This window comes from Wolbachia pipientis (genome assembly GCF_001752665.1).
GTDB classification, from domain to species: Bacteria; Pseudomonadota; Alphaproteobacteria; order Rickettsiales; family Anaplasmataceae; genus Wolbachia; species Wolbachia pipientis_A.
Map to the genome: position 1 here is coordinate 160,879 of NZ_MJMG01000001.1, position 21,243 is coordinate 182,121.

The following is a 21,243-nucleotide window of genomic DNA, read 5'->3' on the forward strand; positions in this document are numbered from 1 at the left end:
TAATGTTTCCTGTGGAGATGAGTAATATAGTACAAAAGATCTTATCTAATAGTGCTGCTAATTGGAATATTATAGTTGCTTCTACTAAGTCTGGTGGATATAGACAACTGGTTACGCAGAATGATAAAATTGTGTTTACAACACTTTTGACTTCTACTAATGATACTCTTCCTGGAATTATTGCTGGTAAGATATATCAAGAAATAAAAAATACTGTTAAGTCTCTATCTAAATTTGGCTTTAAAAGTGGTGATCTTGTAGATTTATGTATTATAGTACAAGAAGATATTAAAACTAGTTTATCTGTTATTGATTTTGCAGAAAATAGTATCAGTATATTTACTCCGTATGAACTCAATAAATTGTTAAAATTAGGGCTAGCAATTACTGAAAAAGATAAATTTTGCGATACGGTTGTTCTGTTTCATAGTTTTAAGAATCAACCAGTATCTCTATTTAATACAAAAAAAACAAAAGAATTATATCTATTGAATGCTTTATATTTACATTCTTCTAAATTTTTTCTATTTTTAATTTTAATTTTAATTTTTATTAATGCTGTATGTGTATTAAACTTGTCATCTAATATACACATTACAGATCATTTAATCATTAAAGAACAATGTTTAAATGATCAGTTAATAGCACTAGAACAAGGTTATCCTATAAAAGAAGTGAATGAAATTTATGACTTTATTAATATAAATAATGTGTTATCAAAAATAGAATATTCTCCTTTAACACAGGTTCAGTATGTAGAGAAACTAAGAACGTCTGATACTGAGTTAAGGACATTTGAATGGTATTATGACGAAATAAATAATTCTATAGTTACAAAGTTAAAATTTTATCTCAAACATGGTACAGATGGGTATCGTAAATTACAAAATCGTTTGAATAGTAATTTCCGTACTCAGACAGTTAATATATACAGCCCGCCACTGCTTGAAGAAAAGCAAGATGTAGCTGTATATATCAATATTGAGGAAAAAACGTGACACTTTATCAGTTGAAAAAGGAAGTTGCAATACAGCTTGGACTGTACATTCTGTTATCTGTAATTCTTATTATATCTTTGGTATATATTGTGATTTATAATAAAGCAATCTGTAGTAAAAATCAGAATATTATTGATGGGATAGATCGTATTAATTTCAGAATCCTTGAGGTTCATAATGAAACCGATAAAAAGGAATCTTTGCTAAATAAATACTCAGATTTATGGAAAAGGATTTCTTTTTCACATTATAAATATATTGTTAATTTAGACTTTAAACTTAATAGTTTATATAAAAAATATTGTATATTAAGCCCTGAGATATATGTTGCAGTGCCAGAAGACGTTGAAATTTCTTACATCAGTAAATATACTAAAGTAGTCAAACGGAAAGTAAATCTAAGTTTCAGCGCAATAAGTGATAAACATGTATTTTTGTTTCTAAAATCTGTACCTAGTCTTCCAGGTTATGTTATGATTAAGTCTTTAATTTTAAGTAAAGAGAAGGATCTTGATACGATGGTCATAAATCAAATTTTAAATGGTGATATGATAGAGACAATACGAGCAAATGTAGTGTTTGATTGGTATACTATACTTAAAAATGAAAACTAAGTTAACTTTGGCATTATTAATTTTTATTTATACTGACGTATATTGTGATTGTGATAATATAATAGAAAGCATGATGCATTGCAAGAAATATACTTGCATAAGACAACTTGGTGATGGGACATATATTCATTATAAAATACTTGGACTAAACAATAAAAATTTATGCATCTACATGGAAAAATATGGTGATGATGAAATGGTTTGTTACTATTCTCAAGATGAAATGAGGATGGAAAAGAAATATTTTGAAAGTATTTCTGAGCAAGAGTTTAATGCAATAGAAAATTTACGAGCAAATAAATGCTTTTTTACGTATCTAAATTATATAAATCAAGATAATGTAATAAAAGAAGCGATGGGTAATGACATTGATTTGCTATCGCAATTTAATGGTATAAAAAGCATCTTTTTCGATGAAAATTCAGTTAATAGACTAGTAAATGAAGTGGAAAAATTTAATACAAGATATTCTACAGCTATAAATGAACCAGTTGTTGGCAATTTTAACGCTAAAACAGTGAGATTAGATTCAATAATCTACTTTTTTGTTGGTACATGGAAAATATGGGTAAATGGGAAATTATTTACTGATACTAAAGATCTTAAAATTCAGATGGTGACAGAAGATTGTGTGATTTTTATATGGAATATAGATCACAAAATGATAAAAAAGCCAATTAACGACTCTCAAAATATCACAATTGATGATAATAGCATTAAATTTACACTTTATCCCAAGCAGGAATTTGATTTAGAAAGCCTGTCTATTAAGTAATCTATGCGCTTATAGCTCAGCTGGATAGAGCATTGCCCTCCGGAGGCAAATGTCGTGGGTTCGAGTCCCCCTAAGCGCACTCTTTTATATTGCTTTAACTTGAAGAATGAAAAAGGTGATCAGGATTTGAATTAAACCAACCACTAAATACATTAGGAGGCAGTATACTATATAGGTCAATTATCTTTTTTTAATGTTTGAAATATTTCGTTTGCTCTATTTAACACTAATTCTGGAAAACCAGCAAGTTTTGCTACGTGTATTCCGTATGATTCATCAGCAATACCTTCATCCACTTCATGTAAAAATACTACTTTTCCTTCCCATTCTTTTATTTTGACACAAAAACATTTAACATATCCATTCATTTTTGTAAGTTCATTATAATGAGTAGCGAAAATAGCTCTGCATTTATTAACGTCATGTATATGTTCTATAACTGCTTGAGCAATTGATAACCCATCACATATACCAGTTCCTCTACCTATCTCATCAAGAATTACCAATGAACGTTCTGTAGCTTGATTTACTATTGTTGCAGTTTCAATCATTTCGACCATAAAAGTAGAATATCCAGCTGCTATGTTATCTGTTGCTCCGACTCTACTGAATATCTTGTCAATAGCTCCAATATGTGCATTATCTGCAGGCACAAATGATCCTATGTGAGCCAGAATTGCGATTAAGGCATTCTGTCTTAGAAAAGTACTTTTTCCAGCCATGTTTGGCCCAGTGATTAAGTGTATACCATCTAAATCAATACTGTTTGGAATAAATTTATCATTAGTCTCAATTACTGGATGTCTACCATTTTCAGTCTTAAATTTCTTGCTATCATCGATTATAGGCTTTACATATTTATTTTTAACAGCAAGTTCCGCAAATGCAGTTCTTATATCAAGCTTTGCCAGTGTACTTGCAGCAAGTACGATTTGCTCGTATTTTTCAGCAATTTTGCTGCATAATTCGTTAAAAACTTTGATTTCTAAATCAATTACAGCATAGCGTGCTGTTAATACTCTATTTTCTAATTCTTTTAATTCACTAGTAGTATATCGATTGCTATTTGCTAGATTTTGCCTAAGGATAAATATATCAGATGTTATTTTATGGTTTGATGAAACTTCAATATAATAACCTAGTATATTATTATGTAATATTTTAAGCGTTGCAATACCAGTGATATCACGGTAAGAGCTACGCAGTTTAGTTATTAACTTATTACTATTATTTAGTATATAATGTAATTCTGATAATTCTTGGTTGTATTGTGGATCAATACAACCACCTTCCTTTAGATTATTAATGTTATTATCAAGAATAGCTCTGTTAAGTAGTTTATATAGATCTTCATGTCTACCAAGATTTTTATGTATAATTCCTAACTCATTTTCACATTCACAGAATCCAGACAGTAACTCAGACAATTCAATAATTTTGTTTAGCCCTATTTTCAATAGATGCATGTCTTTTGGTGAACAGCGTGCTAGTATTAAACGCGATAATGACCTTTCAATATCTGGAACGTGAGACAATATTTCTCTGACTTTTTTACGTAATTCATGGTTATTTACAAAAAACTCAACAGTGCTAAGCCTGAAGTTAATTGCTCTAGGGCAAGTTAACGGTGAAGAGAGCATTTGTTTTAATAGACGTCCACCAAGTGCTGTTAACGTATTGTCAATTACTGAAATTAGTGAGCCTTTTTTTTCTCCAACTTGAGTTACGAACAGCTCTAAACTTCTTCTTGCTGAAGCATCTATAAGCATAAAATTTTGTTGTTTATAGGTTTTAGGCAATCCAAGTTTTGGAACAGAACCTCTTTGGGTTACCTTAACATATTCTAATAAAGCACCGCATGCTATAATTTCTGCTTTGTCAAGATTGCCTATCGTTCCGAGCTCTTTTATCCCATAAAATTCACATATTGTTCTATAGGATTTATTGTATTCAAAAAAACTATGGACATGTTGGGTTATCGATATTTTATAGTTTTTTAAAATTGATCTAAATTTTTCTTCCTCATTCATCTTTTCGGGAATTAATAGTTCTTTTGGTAAAATACGTAAAAGATCATTATCTAGCATTTCAAGACTTGTGCTGGAACAAAAGAACTTTCCTGTAGATAATTCAAGCCAAGCAATAGCATATTTGCCATCTTTCTCAACAATTGATGCAAGATAATTGTTACTTTTATCGTCTAATAATGAATCTTCGATTATTGTACCTGGCGTAACTATACGTACTACATCACGTTTAACGATTGACTTATGTCCTCTCTTTTTTGCTTCCTCAGCTGTCTCTAGCTGATCACATACTGCTACTTTAAAGCCTAAATCTATTAATTTGTGCAAATATGACTCACTAGCGTGTACAGGTACGCCACACATGGGTATATGTTTTCCATTTGAGCCACGCCTTTTGGTTAATACTATATTAAGTAGTTTTGCAGTTTGAATGGCATCATCAAAAAATAACTCATAAAAATCCCCTAATCTATAAAACAGTAGATAATCTTTGTAATATGCCTTCAAATTTAAATACTGCTCCATTGCTGGAGTTTCTTTTTCTTTCATCGTTAAGTTCACAATATCTTTTATCTTTTATTTAATAGTTCCATCAAGTCAGATTCTTTGTTTTTAGATTTACTTAATTTGCTTACCACTGAACTCATTTTATTGTATTGTTTGATTAAAAGATTAACATCAGATACGCTTGTACCTGATCCTTTGGCAATTCTCAATCTTCTTTTCCCATTTAAAACATCAGGATGTTTTTTTTCTTTTTTAGTCATTGAATTAATAATGGCTATATATTTCTTTACCTTACTTTCATCTTGTATGCCATCACCTAGTTTTTTTGTAAGTGAACCAGGAATAAATTTAATTATACTTGCTATTCCTCCCAGCTTATTCAAAGTTTGAAGTTGGTTTACCAGATCATTAAGATCAAATTTACCCTTTCTTACTTTCTGCTGTAATTGATCTATTTCTTCTTGTCCAACAATTTCTGTAGCTTTTTCAACCAGAGATACTACATCTCCCATGTTGAGTATTCTTTTCGCAATTCTATCAGGATGAAAATCGCTTAAATCACTTAATTTTTCACCACAAGCAATAAATTTTATCGGGCAATTAGTAATCATCTTCATAGAAAGAGCTGCACCACCACGCGCATCGCCATCAACACGTGTTAGAATAATTCCTGTTATACCGATTATTTCGTTAAATGACTTGGCAATATTAATTGCGTCTTGACCTGTTATAGCATCAGCTACTAGAATTGTTTCTACTGGTGAAGTAAGTGCCTTAATACTTTTCAATTCATCCATCATACTGTCGTCTATATGTAACCTGCCTGCAGTGTCAAGAATTAGTACATCATACACTTTTGCTTCTTCTATGGCCATTTTTACAATTTCAAGTGGCTTTTTGTCAATTATTATGGGTAAAGTTTTAACATCTATTTGCTTACCTAATATTTCAAGCTGTTTTTGTGCAGCAGGTCTGTAAACATCTAAAGAAGCTAGTAGGACTTTCTTTTTTTGTTTTTTTAATTTTAAAGCAAGCTTTCCTGAGGTTGTAGTTTTACCTGCACCCTGTAAACCTACCATCATAATTACAGCAGGAGGCTTAACTGTCAGGTTTAAATCGCTTTTTTCTGACCCAAGAATGGCTACTAAATTATCCTGAACAATTTTAACTATCATCTGTTCAGGAGAAACACTTTTTATGACTTTTTCCCCTATAACTTTATCTTTTATATCATTGATAAACTTTTTAGCTATTTCTAAAGCAACATCAGCCTCAATTAATGCTATACGTATTTCACGCATAGCAAGATTAAAGTCGTCTTCAGAGATAAAAGTTTTACCCTTTAATTTATTAAATACAGCACTTAAATTATCAGTTAATGATTTAAACATATTAACATTAAGAGAGTCGTAATTAAAATAACAGAAGCAACTGGTACTGAAATTTTTTCATATCTGGTAATGTTATTGAAATATGAACCAACAGTCAAGTTTTGTAGAACTTTTTTTCTTACAGTTAAACATGAAATAATATATGGTATTACTGCTCTAAATATCCAATCAATATCCATCTGAAAGCTTATTCTAGGGTAAAATAATTTGCGTAAAAGAATAAATAATAAAGTGGTGCAAAGTAGCATGTTGAATTGGTTGTAAACCGGTAATGATTTTATATGGATAAGTAAATATGGGTTAACGCACATTAATGCGAGTACCACCATAGGAATACTGGTTTTACTAATTATTGCAGATTTCTTACACTTTAAAGTAAATGTATGATAGATAAATTTTAACCCGATACTTGCGTAAAGCAGAAGATTTAAGGCTTTAAATAAATATTCGCCACCAGTGTATGCTTTAATTTCAGTTGTAATATGTGATTTAATGATAAATCCAGCAGTTCCAGGAAATGCCGCCATTGTTAATACTGCTATTGTAGCACATATACCTTCAATTGATATAAACCCAGTTATCCTATTAAAGCTCACCACTTTTGTTTTTAAAATAATTGAATTTGCAACGGAAAATAGCAGTAACTGATAAAACAAGGAAACAATAATGTATTCTACTAGAAGTGGTATGGCATTGTGTGATTTTGCAAGTAAACTCCCTGTCAATATTAACATCCCCATTTGTGCTATAATGCCGTAACATAAAAACCTGCGCATATTTTGTTCAAGAGAAGCAAACATAATGCCATAAATTACAGTAATAGATCCTAAAGTTGCTATTATTGCAGTATAATTTTTCCACAAATGATAAGTATGTATAATCATTACCAAAAAGGAAATTTTGGTTGTGAATAAAGAAAGGTATGATGTGCCATGTAGCGATGCGGCAGGATATGCATCTGTTACCCAAAATGAAAAAGGAAAACATGCACAATTCATTAACAAGCATAAAATTATCATTAAAGTGGATAAGTTATTATTATTAATAGATATACTTGCTGTTAACAGTACCCCTATTAGAAGATGTGTACATGCATATCGTATTGCTGGCTCGTAATTTTTACACCCAGATGCAATAATGAAAAATGCGCTGAGACTCATTAATTCAAGAGATATTATAACTAATTCGATTTGTTGAAATAATATCGCTCCTAATGAACTTATGGTATAAATGGTAAAAAACAGCATTTCTGAAAACGCAAGCTTGTGTGCTGATAATACAACTACTGCAGCGCATAATAAAAAAGGTGCAAATATGATAAAAATGGATAAATCTAAATTATTGATATAAAGATTATTGAATGCTAATGTTATAGTTAATATAATGAGTAAAGATAGCGATAATAATTTATAAAATTGCATAAAATAAAAACCAAGTGCTACACACCTGCCTTAACCACTAATTAAATTAATTCCTGTACAATTTAAAAGATTGAGAGGGGTTGTATAAATCGTTCAGGCCAGATTAATCTGGCCTGAACGATAGCTTTAATAGTGAGGTAAGCTTAAATATAACATGCTCAGTTCATATTGCTATGCTTATGTATAATTTTTCTTTAATTTGTGCACTTGTGTTAATACACTATTAATCTTTTATTCCAAAGCAAGTCAATAACCAAATTAGAGTGCTAGATTATAGGGCAAGTGTAGCTTGTTTAATTTGACTTTAACTTTATTCAGCAGAAATCATCTAATGAGATTGTTATTAATATCATTAACTGGGGAATGTACATCCTGCAATGTAGTATTTAATTTTTCTGTTATATTTATGTTGTTGGAGCCAAAAAGTTTATTAACCATCTCACGGAAAAATCCCACTATAATATCAAACAAATTTTTTCTTGATTGTTGCGTATCATCGTCTACTTTGTACTTTTTTAAATTTTTAGGCAGTGTAAGAGATATTTGACCATTTTTATATTCTATTTTGTTCATATTAGACTCAAGTGCAAATCCTAATGAATACGACATGTTACATATTTTTTTACCATTTTCCATATCTGTTATAGATATTACTGGATTTTTAGACTCAACTCTTATAGAATCTGGGCTCCTTATAGTTATATATATTGTACGTTGCCCATCATTGAGTTGCGTGAATAAACCATGTTTTTGAAATAATTCTTTCAATAATAATCCATATGAAAACTCATACCCTGATTGATTGCAATTAGTAACAAATTCCTCTAAAATGGCTTTGTTTGGAATAGGTGCATGAGCAGATTTAAACATTTCACTAAATATTGCTTTTGCAAAAGGACGATAATCTGTGCTTATATCTGATTCTGGTGGGCTTGGTTTGATTAGATTTTCATTCTCTATGTATAATTTATTTATCAAGTTGTTATTTATATTCTTCCCATTAATTACAAAATTCATTCTAGGAATATCTAAATATGCCTGTCTTCCACTATTTGCATTACTGGTATTTTGCCTTAAATACTGATAATTAAAATCTCTAGCATAAGATTGTAGTGTGAATACTGCATTATCTTTATTTTTTCCTATATTTACCATAAATATACCTTCCTACTAAATATCATTAGTAGAATTCTACAGGTAAATTATTAACTTTTTAATAAAATCAAAACAATATTTACTGTGTGTTATTCATAGTATAGAATATAGTATGAGATTATAAGAAATGTTTATGGTGTATACCCTTTAATCTGTTATGCCAGATGTTAAGCAATTACATTTTAGTATAAGTCGTACAGATCTTTTAAATATACTGTCTAAAGTTAGCGGGGTTGTTGAGAGTCGTAATGCTATAGCTATTTTAGCATGTGTAAATATTAGAGCAGAACATGGTAAAATAAAATTCATGGCTACTGCTCGTGATATCTCAATATTTGCTTCACTTGTTGTAAATGTATTTACAGAAGGTGAAGTAAGGATAGCAGCCCATACTTTACATGATATAGTACGAAAACTTCCACCTGATCTGGATGTAACTTTTAAAGTAGATAAAAAGGAAAAATTACTTATATCCTGTGGTAATGCAAATTTTTCTTTACCAAATGTGACATCAAGTAGATTTCCCACTGTAGAAGATGATACTTATAAACATGAATTTACTTTATCAAGTAACGATTTAGCAGATTCATTGACTAAAACTAAATTTTCTATATCTATAGATGACACAAGATATAACCTAAATGGAATATATTTGCATGCAGATGAACAATTTTTATACTTTGTAACAACTGATTGCCACCGTTTATCTTGTGTCAATGTACCTAAACCTGTGAGAGTTAATGGAAAGCTTAATGTAATTATTCCTCGCAAGACGGTTACAGAATTATTGAAGATGTTGGATGGAGATGATAAAATAAACATAGAACTTTCAGAAAGAAAAATTAAATTTACATGTGGAAACTATATTCTGATATCAAAGCTTATAGATGGTATTTTCCCAGATTATAAAGCATATATTCCAGTGTTTCAGGATAAATGTGTGGTTATTGAAAGTAAAAAACTTTCAGATGTAATCGACCGAGTTTCTGTTATTATATCTGACAAAATAAAATCTATAAAGCTGTCTTTACAGAAAGATAAATTAATTCTTAGTTCAAACTGTCAGGAAAGTAGCAATGCTGTTGAGCACATAGATGTAGATTATAATAACACTTCTATAGAAATTGGTTTTAATGCACGTTATCTGCTTGATGCCTTATCATGTATTAAAAATAAATGTAGGCTTCATTTCATCGATAGCTACAGTGCTATGAAAATAACAGATGAAAATAATGTAAATATATTGCTTATTGTTATGCCTATGCGAACTATGGATTCTCATGTAAAGGCATTAAAATCAGAAGTTTAAATATTAACTTTAACTATTTATTATAATTTGTACTTGATAAAAGTATTATTTTGTATTATAATACATTGTACTTATAATTAAAGGGAGCTGTGATTATGTCTTTTTTAAGAAGTGAACGAACTCAAGGTGCTTATTATCATGCTGGCCTTAGGGATTATTTGGCCAAGGTGTATAGCTATATGGCTTTAGCCTTGGGTATAACTGGGATTGTTGCACTTTTTGTTGTTTATTCTGATTTACACATGGTAATATCCTCTAACCCGTTATTAGCATTTGTAGTGACACTTTCTCCTATAATTTTAGTGTTTTCCATATATTATAATCTGGTACATCTTAGCATGCAAGCTATTATTGCCATGTTTCTTCTATATTCAGTGTTGATGGGTGCTTCTCTGTCACACGTTTTTCTTATTTATACGTCGGAAAATATAGCAAGGGCATTTTTTATCACGTCAATTATGTTTGGTTCTATGGCTTTATATGGGAATAATACTAAGCGTGACTTAACGAGTGCTGGTTCTTTCCTAATTATGGGAATCTGGGGAATAATTATTGCATCTTTAGTAAATTTGTTCATTGGTAGCAGTGCACTTTATTTTGCAATATCGTTGGTGTCAGTTATAGTATTTACATTAATGACTGCATATGATGCTCAAAAAATTAAGGATATATACTATAGGTATAATGATGGTTCAGAAGTAGCATCTACAAAGCTGGCTATATTGGGTGCACTTAGTCTATATTTAAACTTTATTAATATATTTCTAAACCTACTTCGGTTGTTACATATATCTGCATTATCAAACAATAGAGATTAGGATGTATCAAAAAAAAATAGTTCTTCCATAGTATTCTGTTTAGTATCTTTGGTATTATCGATGCTATGCCTTGCATATGCATCGGTGCCTTTATACAGTATTTTTTGTAAAGCTACTGGTTATGGTGGTACTATAAGGCAAGTAAATAATGTTACAGCTTATACAACCGACCAAAAAATCAGGGTCTACTTTAGCGCTGATGTTATACCAGATTTACCTTGGAAATTTACCCCAGAAGTTACTTATATTGATGTAAAAATGGGGGAGGAGAACTTAGCTTTTTATTATACGGAAAATTTATCTGAGTATCCAGTGTCTGGAATAGCTGTGTATAATGTTGCACCATTTAAAGCTGGAAAATATTTTAATAAGATTGCATGTTTTTGTTTCAATGAACAGGTATTGTTACCAAAGCAAAAAACTGTTATGCCTGTATCTTTTTTTATAGATCCAGCTATTATGCTTGATAATAACACTAAAAATTTAAGTGAGATTACTTTATCTTACACATTTTTTAGGCTTAAGTAATGCTGAATGTAGTGAAAAATCTTATTTTCCCAAATGTATGTGTAAATTGTGAATCTATTTTAGATGTAAATTATGATTTATGTGATCAATGTAATAAAACAGTCAATTTTTTAACTGAACATTACTGTAATGTTTGTGGTGCGGTAATTGCTAATAATATTGATACATGTGGTAAATGTATTTTTAATCCTCCACAATTCAAGATATTGAGGTCGGCTTTTGCGTATAATCAGCACAGCAAAAGTATGATTTTAAGGTTTAAATTTTTTGATAATTTAAATTACGTGAAAGTTTTTGCAAAGTGGATGTATAATATGAATAAAGATATATTTAAAGATTCAGAAATTATAATTCCTATGCCGTTACATAGGTTACGTTTACTTAAACGTAAGTATAATCAAGCAGCTTTACTCGCAAAGGAAGTAAGTCGGTTATCCAACCGATATTATGCACCTTTTATTATAAAGCGTTTGCGTAATACTCAGCCGCAGTCTGGACTTTCTTTGAAAGAACGTGAAAGAAATTTAAAAAATGCCTTTGATGTCTGCAATAAAAAGATAATAAAAGATAAAATTATTATACTAGTTGATGATGTTGTAACGACAAGTGCGTCTGTAAGATCTTGTTCTCAAGAGATAATAAATTCTGGAGCAAGAGAAGTACGTGTACTAACACTTGCAAGGACAATTAATACAGCATCTACTTAATAAAGGAGAAAAAAATACACTGCTAGGTCCTATGTAGTTTTTATTTGATTATTAAGTTAAATTATTTATACTAGAAGTTTAGCTGTTGGCTTATATGAAAAAGAGAAAATTAAAAACCAAGTCTTCTGTAAAAAAGCGTTTTAGTCTTACATCTCGTGGTAAGGTTATTGCTACACAATCAGGTAAAAGACACGGCATGATTAAAAGAAGCAAATCTAATATCCGTAATCAACGCGGTACTACAATCCTTGGTAAGTCTGATTCACGTATAGTGAAGCTTTATATGCCTTACGGTTTGTAAAAAATGGAGGGAAAATAAATGGCTAGGGTAAAACGTGGAGTAACTACTCACGCTCGTCACAAAAAAATATTGAAGTTAGCGAAAGGCTATAGAGGACGTGCAAAAAACTGTTATAGAATTGCACTACAAAGAGTTGAAAAGGCATTACAGTATTCTTATAGGGATCGAAGGAATCGCAAACGTGATTTTCGTGGTTTATGGATAATACGCATCAATGCAGCAGCTAGGGAACATGGGCTTACCTATGGTAGATTTATCCATGGCCTTAAAGTTGCAGGGATTAATCTGGATAGGAAAATTCTTGCTGAAATGGCTGTAAATTATAAAGATGATTTTGCGCAATTGGTAAAAACTGTTCTTGCTGCATGAGAATTATTTTCATGGGATCGCCAGAGTTTGCTGTGCGACCTCTGAAATTATTATTAGCTTCATTTCATGAAGTAGTAGCAGTTTATACTAAAGCTCCAAAACCTGCAAAACGTGGGAAGCAATTAATGGAAACACCTATACATTCTATTGACATAATCATCCTGAAGATAAATTTTTACATGATAATCTAATGGCTTTATCATGTGCAACAGATGCAACTTTATATAGTAATGAAGGACGTGCAGCTTTTTATCCTGCTATTAGTTTAAAAACAGAAAACAAACAAGAAGAAGTTAATAAATCTCAATCAAAGAAAGAGCATGATTGTGTACAACCTGGAGTTTTAGAAGCAGTAGATGTTGATAAAGTGAATAGTGATGTCAAGCAATTGTAGCTATAGAAATGTAGATCCAAAGAGATGGCTTCATCATTTACCCTTATCTATAGTAGTGGTTAGTGAATAGGTTTTCTACCATCAACATTACTCTGTGATAGTAACTTTCCTTCATCAATTACTCCGATGTTTTGTCCTGATTATCAAGTTTTAATAGTATTATTGTAGAAATTAAACCTATTGCGACTATTATTAGTGAAAATGATGCAGCTTCTCTATAACGTTCATCACTGACAAGTTCATATATCCTAGTAGATGCAGTTTCAAAATTAAATGGTCTTAGGATAAGCGTTGCTGTAAGTTCTTTTATGGTATCCATGAATACGAGAAGGAATCCTGATAATATACTTTTCTTGATTAATGGTATATGAATATTTACACATGTAGAGATAGACCCATGTCCCATAGTATGTGAGGCTAATTCAATTTCGTCTGGTACTTTTTTAAAACCGCATTCTATAGCATTAAATGAGATGGCAAAAAAACGGAATAAATATGAATATATTAAAGCTACTACAGTGCCTATCAGGCTGATTTCGACCATATATGTAGTAACTATAGAAGAGATGTTGCTGAGAAATAGTAATATACTGATTGCAATAATAATGCTGGGGATTGCATATCCTATAGAAATGATACACGCTAAATAATTTACTACCTTATTTTTACGTGCTACATAGGCAATAATCACTGCAAGTATAACAGAAATCAACGCAGTAATACATGATAGGCTAATGCTATTTGCTATTATACTGTAAAATCTTGTATCATATAAACCATTTTCTATGCTCCAATATATTAGCGGGATTATAGGGAATACAAATCCTATTAATACTGGTAGTATACACGTTGTATAAGTACACATTAAAGCTAGAATGTTATTTATACTACGTTTGCTATGGTAGTCTGCATTACAGCTTATTATTGAACAACATGTAGTATTTTTACGTGCACTTTTTTCTAGTATAATTAATACTGCTATAAAAGTTGATTCTATAACTGCAAGTACAGTAGCTGAGTATTTATCATGTAATAAAAACCAAGAACGGTATATACCTATTGAAAAAGTATCAATAGAAAGAAATTTAGATGTACCAAAATCTGTAATAGTTTCCATTAATACTAAGAACAACCCAGCCACGATTGAAGAGCGTATAGAAGGTATTATTACAAAAAATAGGCTACGTAGTGAGGAGTATCCGAGCGTTGCGGCAATAGTGACAGAATTACTAATATTCTTAAGATTTGCACGTACTAACATATAAACATATGGATATAAGCTAAATCCCATCACTATTATGGCTCCACCTAGTGATTTGATTTCCGGAAACCAGTAATCGTTTTTATTCCATTGAAAAATCTCCCTTAATAGGCTTTGTATTGGACCTGGAAACTCCAGGGTGTTTACATAAACAAATGATATTATATACCCTGGTATTGATATTGGAAATAATAAAGCAACTTCAAGGATTGTGCTACCAGGAAATGAAAAAAATGTAGTAAGCCAAGCTGGGATCACTCCAAAGATAAAAGATATACTGCATACTCCTATAATTAGAATTAATGTATTCAATATATATTCTGGTAGAAGTGTACTAACCACCCATTGGGAGCTTGCTGAATCTATAAAGAGAATGGATATTAATGATAAAATAGGGCAAATAAATAATATACTGATTAAAAGTAACAATACACTTGTGAATATCTTATAAAACATCAGACTAGATGTGAATGATTAATGAGAAAAATTACGGATACCCGTAAAAAACATAGCAATCTTATTATTGTTTGCAGTTTCTATTACTTCCTGATCCTTTAATGAGCCGCCAGGTTGAATTATGGCTTTAATCCCATGTTTTACACTTTCTATGATACTATCAGAAAATGGGAAAAATGCCTCTGAAGCAAGGACTGCATTTTTACATCTCTCACCAGCTTTTTTTATTGCAATATTTACGCTATCTATTCTGCTTGTTTGTCCAGCACCTATTCCAACAGTACACTCATCTTTGGCTATTATTATTGCATTTGATTTTACGTGTTTACATATTTTCCATGCGAATATTAAATCATTTTTTTCGTTTTCTGTGACACTACAAGAAGTGACTTGTTCTATTTTTCCTACATTTATTTTATGATTATTATTTTCCTGTACTAAAAATCCACCTGTGACATTTTTTATTTGGTATCTCATGTTACATTCTAAAGCTTTGTAAAGAATAATACGTAAGTTTTTTTTCTTAGTTAACATTTCAAATGCATCACTAGATATTGATGGTGTGATGATAACTTCTAAAAATATATCACTAAGCTCTTTTGCGAGCTGTAAATTTACTTCTCTATTGAATGCAACTATACCACCAAAACTGCTAGTCTTATCACATAATAATGCTTTTTTATATGCTGCTAAAATATTATTATCAGTGGCAACCCCGCATGGGTTAGTGTGCTTTATTATCACTGCTACCGGTTTGTCAAATTCAGAAACTATATCTATAGCAGATTCAATATCTACTATATTGTTATAGCTTAACTCTTTGCCATGTATTCTTTCTAGAGGATATTGGCTAAATTTATTACTATAAAATGCAGCTTTTTGATGAGGATTTTCACCGTATCTCAATTCTTGTACCTTATTCCCATACAACATAAAACATTCCGGTAATTCAGTATTGGATGAAAACCAGCTATAAATATTAAGATCATAATATGCAGTTAATGTAAAAGCTTTAGTTGCTAAGTATTGCCTATATTCTAGTGTTGTTTCATTATTATTCTTTTTTAACTCTGTTTTGAGGAGTGCATAATCTTGAATATTCGAGACAACAGTGACAAAATGAAAATTTTTTGCAGCTGCTCTGATCAATGCTACTCCACCTATATCTATCTGTTCTATTATTTGCTCTTCATTTAGATTATCAGTAACTGCTCGTGAAAAGGGATATAAATTTACTATGAGCAGATCTATAGGTTGAATGTCGAGATTTTGTATTTCTGGTGTATGTTTTATTCTGTCAAATAATATTCCACCATAAATCTTGGGATGCAAAGTTTTGACTCTGCCATCAAATATTTCAGGAAATCCTGTATAATCTGATACCTCTTTTGTTTTTATGCCTGCATTAGATAATGCTTTATATGTGTTACCTGTTGATAATATTTCTATATTTTGCTGAATTAAAAACGATGCAAGATCAACTATACTTGTTTTATCATAAACTGATATTAAAGCTCTTTTTATTTGCATTGCTTAAAAATTTTGATCTATTATATCTTAGAGGCATTTATCTGGCAATAGTGTATTCATAGATGCAGATCTTATCTTGTAATAGTGCTGTACTGTGTAATTTATGTGCATTTAGGTTTTTAATTACTGCTGCTCATGCTTTTACTACAAGTACAGATGTGCTATTTTTTCTTGCTAAAGTATAAATTTTGCACAAATCAACTGATTTGAAGTTTTTGCTAGTGTTAGTATTGGAAATTCCAACAGGAATATTAGCTGATAAATATAGTAAAAAACATGCTTTAACAGGTAACTGCCTTATAAGATCTATATCTTATTTTGTAATCGCAAATACAGAAACATATGGCGTTTTTCTCTTGGCCTATTGTTGTTTAGGAGCAGGGCAAGCATTTCAGTCTGGTACGTTAAATGCTTGGCTTGCAGCATATTCGCATGATGACAAAGTAGAAGTGGAGCGTCAATTTATAATAAATAGTAATTTTGGGTATAAAGGCTACTTGTATTTACTATCCTATCTGGCTCACCTATTATGTTGTTTCATTGTTTTTACTATAGCGCTACTTCTCTATTTGTTACATGCAATCGGTGCAGTAGCAAGAGACCCTACCGTGAATGCACTACTACAATACTACTGCTAACCAAAGAGCAACTGTTAAATCATGTTATTACGTACTGATTTCTGGCATACCATTATGCTTGATACATAAAACAGTAAATATTAGCATGATGCTAATATTTAAATAATATTATTAATAGTATTCGGGCCACTATAATAATTAATAATAACTTGACTGAGCATAAGACTAGATCCTTTACCATTACTGTAATTTTTAGTTAAGGCTTCTGTTCTTTCATTTTTTATGTAGTCTATAAATTTCTTATTTATTGTACCAATATCATCATTGTTAGATTTCTCGATCATTTTGCTGTGACAATCTGTTTTATTGAGATAATGTAAACTAAAATATGTAACCAATAATATAGTCATACATGAAACTGTAAGTAGCATCAATCCAGTAGTAGAATTTAAATAAAAATCCTTTACACACTGCAAATAATTAGAAGCATGTTCTGCTTCACCAATGTTTATATTTATACGTTGAGCTACATATAATTCGCAAAGAACAACTGCATTTATAACAATGCAACTAATTAACGGAGCAGTGATGCGTATTGGTCTATTGTTTAGTACAGATTCTATTTTTTCAACTTTATTAAATTTCAAATCTTTGACATCCATCAAACCGCCTTTGCATGGAATAGTACTTAATACAAATTCTGAGATAGCACCATAATCATACTTTCCTAATGGAATAGCACCATTGTCATACTTTAAACTTACAGATTTTATGATTTTACCTGCTATTTTTTCCTTATGCTCTTCATATATCTTCAACAAGATCCTGGAATTTACTTCCTCTACGTTAGAGATCATATTTTTTTTGTCTGGATCTTTAAACTCTTGACAATTTTCTTGAATTTGTTTAACAGCTGCCTTATCTTTTTCAAGTGTGTATGCTTGAGTATTATTGTACTGTTTTATTCCATTCCATGATAAAATCCCCACTAAAACTACCACTACAACAATTGGCACAGCAATGTAATTTTTATAACCTGAAATAAGTTTAAAAACATACTCTGGATTATATTTTTCTGAATCATGTAAATACATTATACCTACAGCTGTAACTATTGAGAGTATTGCAAAAGCAGTAATAACTACATGTTTTTGTTGTATAATGTACCCTATTCTTGATTTACCATTCTTTGTGAATTTGATTGTACCTATAGGTGGGAATATTTTTGGATCTTGATATGCCGGTGGTGGTAAAGATGGTTCACATGAAATGTGTACTGTAATAGATGTGCCTAAAGATTCGGATATGTCTTCTGCTTCATTTTCATTACGTGATGATGTACCATCTTCTTCTGCTGTAGAGTTTTGAATTCCAGGTTGGGATGATTCATTGTGGGATGATTCATTAACTGAATCTTCTACTTCTATATTTTGTGGACTCATATTTCTACTCTTAAATAATTACATGCTATCTTGAATACAAGGTAATTCTTAAAATAGAGTAAATGATCAGGCAAACTGCCTATCAAGTATCCTTGCATCTAATGGATATTCTTTATCAAAAAGTATGGTGATAGTGCTTTGTTGATCCTTTGCAATTTTTATATGTGATATATTATGAAGTTCCTTATAATCTGATACTACAATAGCTGGGCGATTTTCTACATCATGGATATCAAGTTCTACCACTGTATTATTTGATATAAGTGCTCCATTCCAATACTTTGGGTAATAACTATTTATTGATGTTAAGGCCAACAGATTTGAATCTAATGGTACAACCGGACCACCTGCAGCAAAATTATATGCAGGACTTCCTACAGGGGTAGATAATATTATTCCATCTCCTCGTAATTTTTCTATTTTTAGTTTACCGTTTATAATCACACTTATCTCAACTATCTGGTTTGTTTGTCTGAATATATGTACTTCATTAATGGCTTTATAATAATATTTTTTATTGTTAATATCTGTAGCTTCCATTTTTAGTAAGATTAGTTGTGTAGAAACTGCATGCTTTATACAGTGCATAATATCCTCTTCAGGTTGGTTCATGAGAAATCCTACATTTCCTGTATTGATGCCATACACGCTGATGTTCTCATTTTTTTCTATAACGTAGTTATGTAAGACACGCAGCATAAAGCCATCTCCACCCACAACTATAAGCAAGTTAACACGTGGATTATCTTCTTCTAAAATATTAATAAAATTTAGTTTTTGTAATAACTTGGAAACTGCTTGTGATTTTGGCGACTCAGAAGCAACATAGCCTATCACGCAAACTAGAAAATGTTTCCATATTTATCATTAAATTTAGCTAACTTACTAGTTTTACTTACTGACCCACTTGTTAAACTTCCGGTCCATGCAGGATGAGTTAAAGGATCTCTATCAAGCTTTATTTTATCACCATCTTTACCATAAGTAGATCGCGTTTCAAATTCTTTACCATCTGTCATTATTACAACAACTTTATGATAATCAACTTTATCTATTACCATGTTATTTACTGATTTGTGACACTTTATTATGTTAATAGCCTTGTATTATTAAGTCAAGTTTAATGATATTTTATTGCCTGGAAGACGTTCTATTTTGTTTTCCATTTCTAATTCTGAAAGAGCCGTTAAAACTACGTCAGCTGGGAGTCCACTTGCTAGTATTAATTCATCAACGTCAACAGGTGCAGAATTAATATGATCAGTTATTACTGATTTTGCCCGCTCTACTTTTTCATCAGGTTGTTTACTGCTAAATCTGATGCTTTCTGTTATATCTTCTGCAGAGTCAATAAGTTTTGCTCCATTTTTAATTAAATAATTACTTCCACTACAGCGTGGATCCAAAGGAAAACCAGGGGCTGCAAATACCTCTCTACCTTGATTGAGAGCAAAATTTGCTGTTATGAGAGAACCGGAAGATTTTGATGCTTCAATTACTACTACACCTAATGACAAACCTGATATAATGCGATTCCTTTGCGGGAAATATTGTGGTTTCGGTTGAGTAGCAAATGGAAGTTCAGTGATTACTAATCCACCACTTTCAGCTATTTTGCTATATAAAACTAAATTTTCTTTTGGATATACTACATCAATTCCACTAGCCATGACAGCTATTGTTGGATAACCTTGATGTATTATACTATTTGCTGCAGTGTCAATACCTCTTGCTAGTCCAGAGACGATTACTAAGCCAATTTTGCTTAAATCAAGAGCCAGGTTATTAGCAAACTTCCTTCCATTCATAGAGGAATTACGACCGCCAATAATTGCGATAATTTCACGATTTAATAATGCTGTATTTCCTAGTGCAGTGATCACTGGTGGACAATCTGGTATATTTCTTAAAAGATCTGGATAATCTGGGTCGCATGCCGGTATAGTTTTAGCGTTTATTTTTTCTGTATTTTCTATTTCATTTCGTGCATCCTGAACGCTGAATATTCTTTTTTTGTCTAAATGCTGTAATGCTTGATCTGGTGATTTATGTTCCTTGAGAAGAGTAAAAAATTTTGCTGCTCCTACAGTTCTTGCTATAATCAACCACATTTCTAGTTCTTCGTTGCTTAGTTTACTGATCTTCATAAGAGAACCGATATTGATTTTTACAATTATAAATTCAATTTTTAGAAAATACTATTCTTGTTGAGTTTGTATGAATTTAATGTAGCATTATATAAATACAAGTAGTTTTATGACACATTTTGTTACAGATAAATGTATTAAGTGTAAACATACAGATTGTGTTGAAGTATGCCCGGTTGATTGTTTTTACGAGGGTAGTAATATGCTTGTAATTAATCCAGATGAATGTATTGATTGTGGTGTATGTATACCAGAATGTCCAGTAGATGCAATTGTGACTGATGATGCTGTAAAAAATATTTTAGATTTAGAGGATAGTAGACTTACCGATGAGCAAAAGACATTTAAAATGTTCTACAATATTAATATAGAATACTCAGGAAAGTGGCCAAATATTACAGTTAGGAAAGATCCTCTTGATACCGCAGAGGAATACAAAGACAAGAAAGATAAAGCACTATATTTTAGTGAAAATATAGAATAATAGAGAAATATAAACAATAAAGATTTACTTG

At 31.0% G+C, this 21,243-nt stretch carries 21 protein-coding genes, 1 tRNA gene and 2 pseudogenes; 14 read left to right on the top strand and 10 right to left on the bottom strand.

The window, feature by feature from the left end; translation table 11 throughout:
- From BIY23_RS00830 to BIY23_RS00845, 4 genes are all read left to right on the top strand, one after another.
- Positions 1-998: hypothetical protein (locus tag BIY23_RS00830; protein WP_261722484.1), on the top strand; the 998-nt coding region annotated here is incomplete at its 5' end.
- Positions 995-1,612, top strand: a complete 618-nt coding sequence (locus BIY23_RS00835; protein ID WP_070064668.1) for a hypothetical protein — start codon at positions 995-997, stop codon at positions 1,610-1,612. The genes BIY23_RS00830 and BIY23_RS00835, both read left to right, overlap by 4 nt.
- Positions 1,602-2,387 carry a hypothetical protein gene (locus BIY23_RS00840; RefSeq protein ID WP_070064669.1) on the top strand — a complete coding sequence of 262 codons (786 nt, stop codon included), beginning with the start codon at positions 1,602-1,604 and terminating at the stop codon, positions 2,385-2,387. The genes BIY23_RS00835 and BIY23_RS00840 overlap by 11 nt, the downstream gene beginning before the upstream one ends.
- A 5-nt stretch (positions 2,388-2,392) precedes the next feature.
- Positions 2,393-2,466: transfer RNA gene (locus BIY23_RS00845), tRNA-Arg, on the top strand.
- 97 nt (positions 2,467-2,563) lie between these two features.
- On the opposite strand, the gene mutS is transcribed toward BIY23_RS00845, so the two are convergent.
- The 4 genes from mutS to BIY23_RS00865 form a co-directional block, all read right to left on the bottom strand.
- A complete protein-coding gene (mutS, locus tag BIY23_RS00850; protein ID WP_070064670.1) occupies positions 2,564-4,963 on the bottom strand; it encodes a DNA mismatch repair protein MutS in 2,400 nt (799 codons plus the stop codon).
- A gap of 20 nt (positions 4,964-4,983) precedes the next feature.
- Entirely contained in the window at positions 4,984-6,312 is a 1,329-nt protein-coding gene (gene ffh / locus BIY23_RS00855; protein WP_070064671.1) for a signal recognition particle protein, read from the bottom strand.
- Positions 6,297-7,733 (bottom strand): proton-conducting transporter transmembrane domain-containing protein, encoded by a 1,437-nt coding sequence (locus BIY23_RS00860; RefSeq protein WP_070064672.1) that lies wholly within the window; start codon positions 7,731-7,733, stop codon positions 6,297-6,299. The genes ffh and BIY23_RS00860 overlap by 16 nt, the downstream gene beginning before the upstream one ends.
- Before the next feature lie 324 nt (positions 7,734-8,057).
- The gene (locus BIY23_RS00865) at positions 8,058-8,888 is read right to left on the bottom strand and encodes a hypothetical protein (RefSeq protein ID WP_070064673.1); all 831 of its coding nucleotides are present in this window, start codon (positions 8,886-8,888) and stop codon (positions 8,058-8,060) included.
- A gap of 157 nt (positions 8,889-9,045) precedes the next feature.
- Here BIY23_RS00865 and dnaN point away from each other — a divergent pair, with 157 nt between their 5' ends.
- The 8 genes and pseudogenes from dnaN to BIY23_RS00905 all read left to right on the top strand — a co-directional run bounded on the left by dnaN (position 9,046) and on the right by BIY23_RS00905 (position 13,314).
- Positions 9,046-10,197, top strand: a complete 1,152-nt coding sequence (gene dnaN, locus BIY23_RS00870) for a DNA polymerase III subunit beta (protein ID WP_070064674.1) — start codon at positions 9,046-9,048, stop codon at positions 10,195-10,197.
- A gap of 95 nt (positions 10,198-10,292) precedes the next feature.
- The gene (locus BIY23_RS00875; protein WP_070064675.1) at positions 10,293-11,015 is read left to right on the top strand and encodes a Bax inhibitor-1/YccA family protein; all 723 of its coding nucleotides are present in this window, start codon (positions 10,293-10,295) and stop codon (positions 11,013-11,015) included.
- Positions 11,016-11,027: 12 nt separating this feature from the next.
- A pseudogene (locus BIY23_RS00880) lies at positions 11,028-11,543 on the top strand (cytochrome c oxidase assembly protein); the annotation flags it as partial.
- A complete protein-coding gene (locus tag BIY23_RS00885) occupies positions 11,543-12,250 on the top strand; it encodes a ComF family protein (RefSeq protein ID WP_070064677.1) in 708 nt (235 codons plus the stop codon). The pseudogene BIY23_RS00880 and the gene BIY23_RS00885, both read left to right, overlap by 1 nt.
- A gap of 94 nt (positions 12,251-12,344) precedes the next feature.
- Positions 12,345-12,551: a 50S ribosomal protein L35 gene (rpmI, locus tag BIY23_RS00890; protein WP_070064678.1), complete on the top strand. Its 207-nt coding sequence runs from the start codon at positions 12,345-12,347 to the stop codon at positions 12,549-12,551.
- An 18-nt stretch (positions 12,552-12,569) separates the two neighbouring features.
- A complete protein-coding gene (gene rplT, locus BIY23_RS00895; RefSeq protein ID WP_070064679.1) occupies positions 12,570-12,920 on the top strand; it encodes a 50S ribosomal protein L20 in 351 nt (116 codons plus the stop codon).
- Positions 12,917-13,069 (top strand): annotated as a pseudogene (locus BIY23_RS00900) (methionyl-tRNA formyltransferase); the annotation flags it as partial. The gene rplT and the pseudogene BIY23_RS00900, both read left to right, overlap by 4 nt.
- A 41-nt stretch (positions 13,070-13,110) precedes the next feature.
- Positions 13,111-13,314: a hypothetical protein gene (locus tag BIY23_RS00905; RefSeq protein ID WP_070064681.1), complete on the top strand. Its 204-nt coding sequence runs from the start codon at positions 13,111-13,113 to the stop codon at positions 13,312-13,314.
- Positions 13,315-13,432: 118 nt separating this feature from the next.
- Here the strand turns inward: BIY23_RS00905 and BIY23_RS00910 are convergent, their stop codons facing one another.
- Together BIY23_RS00910 and purH are read right to left on the bottom strand one after the other, a co-directional pair.
- Positions 13,433-15,031: an ABC transporter permease gene (locus tag BIY23_RS00910; RefSeq protein WP_070064682.1), complete on the bottom strand. Its 1,599-nt coding sequence runs from the start codon at positions 15,029-15,031 to the stop codon at positions 13,433-13,435.
- A gap of 18 nt (positions 15,032-15,049) precedes the next feature.
- Complete coding sequence (purH, locus tag BIY23_RS00915; protein ID WP_070064683.1) at positions 15,050-16,561, bottom strand: bifunctional phosphoribosylaminoimidazolecarboxamide formyltransferase/IMP cyclohydrolase; 1,512 nt, start codon at positions 16,559-16,561, stop codon at positions 15,050-15,052.
- Between the two features lie 221 nt (positions 16,562-16,782).
- On the opposite strand from purH, the gene BIY23_RS00920 reads away from it, so the two are divergent.
- Entirely contained in the window at positions 16,783-17,199 is a 417-nt protein-coding gene (locus BIY23_RS00920; protein ID WP_148115194.1) for an MFS transporter, read from the top strand.
- 98 nt (positions 17,200-17,297) lie between these two features.
- On the opposite strand, the gene BIY23_RS00925 is transcribed toward BIY23_RS00920, so the two are convergent.
- The 4 genes from BIY23_RS00925 to dprA all read right to left on the bottom strand — a co-directional run bounded on the left by BIY23_RS00925 (position 17,298) and on the right by dprA (position 20,728).
- The gene (locus BIY23_RS00925) at positions 17,298-18,581 is read right to left on the bottom strand and encodes a hypothetical protein (protein ID WP_070064685.1); all 1,284 of its coding nucleotides are present in this window, start codon (positions 18,579-18,581) and stop codon (positions 17,298-17,300) included.
- A gap of 66 nt (positions 18,582-18,647) precedes the next feature.
- On the bottom strand, positions 18,648-19,418 hold the full coding sequence (locus BIY23_RS00930; protein ID WP_070064686.1) for an NAD kinase: 771 nt from the start codon (positions 19,416-19,418) through the stop codon (positions 18,648-18,650).
- A gap of 5 nt (positions 19,419-19,423) precedes the next feature.
- Positions 19,424-19,636 carry a 50S ribosomal protein L31 gene (gene rpmE, locus BIY23_RS00935; RefSeq protein WP_081326514.1) on the bottom strand — a complete coding sequence of 71 codons (213 nt, stop codon included), beginning with the start codon at positions 19,634-19,636 and terminating at the stop codon, positions 19,424-19,426.
- Between the two features lie 54 nt (positions 19,637-19,690).
- Positions 19,691-20,728: a DNA-processing protein DprA gene (dprA, locus tag BIY23_RS00940; protein ID WP_070064688.1), complete on the bottom strand. Its 1,038-nt coding sequence runs from the start codon at positions 20,726-20,728 to the stop codon at positions 19,691-19,693.
- Positions 20,729-20,837: 109 nt separating this feature from the next.
- Here dprA and BIY23_RS00945 point away from each other — a divergent pair, with 109 nt between their 5' ends.
- On the top strand, positions 20,838-21,212 hold the full coding sequence (locus BIY23_RS00945) for a ferredoxin family protein (protein WP_070064689.1): 375 nt from the start codon (positions 20,838-20,840) through the stop codon (positions 21,210-21,212).
- Positions 21,213-21,243: the final 31 nt, after the last annotated feature.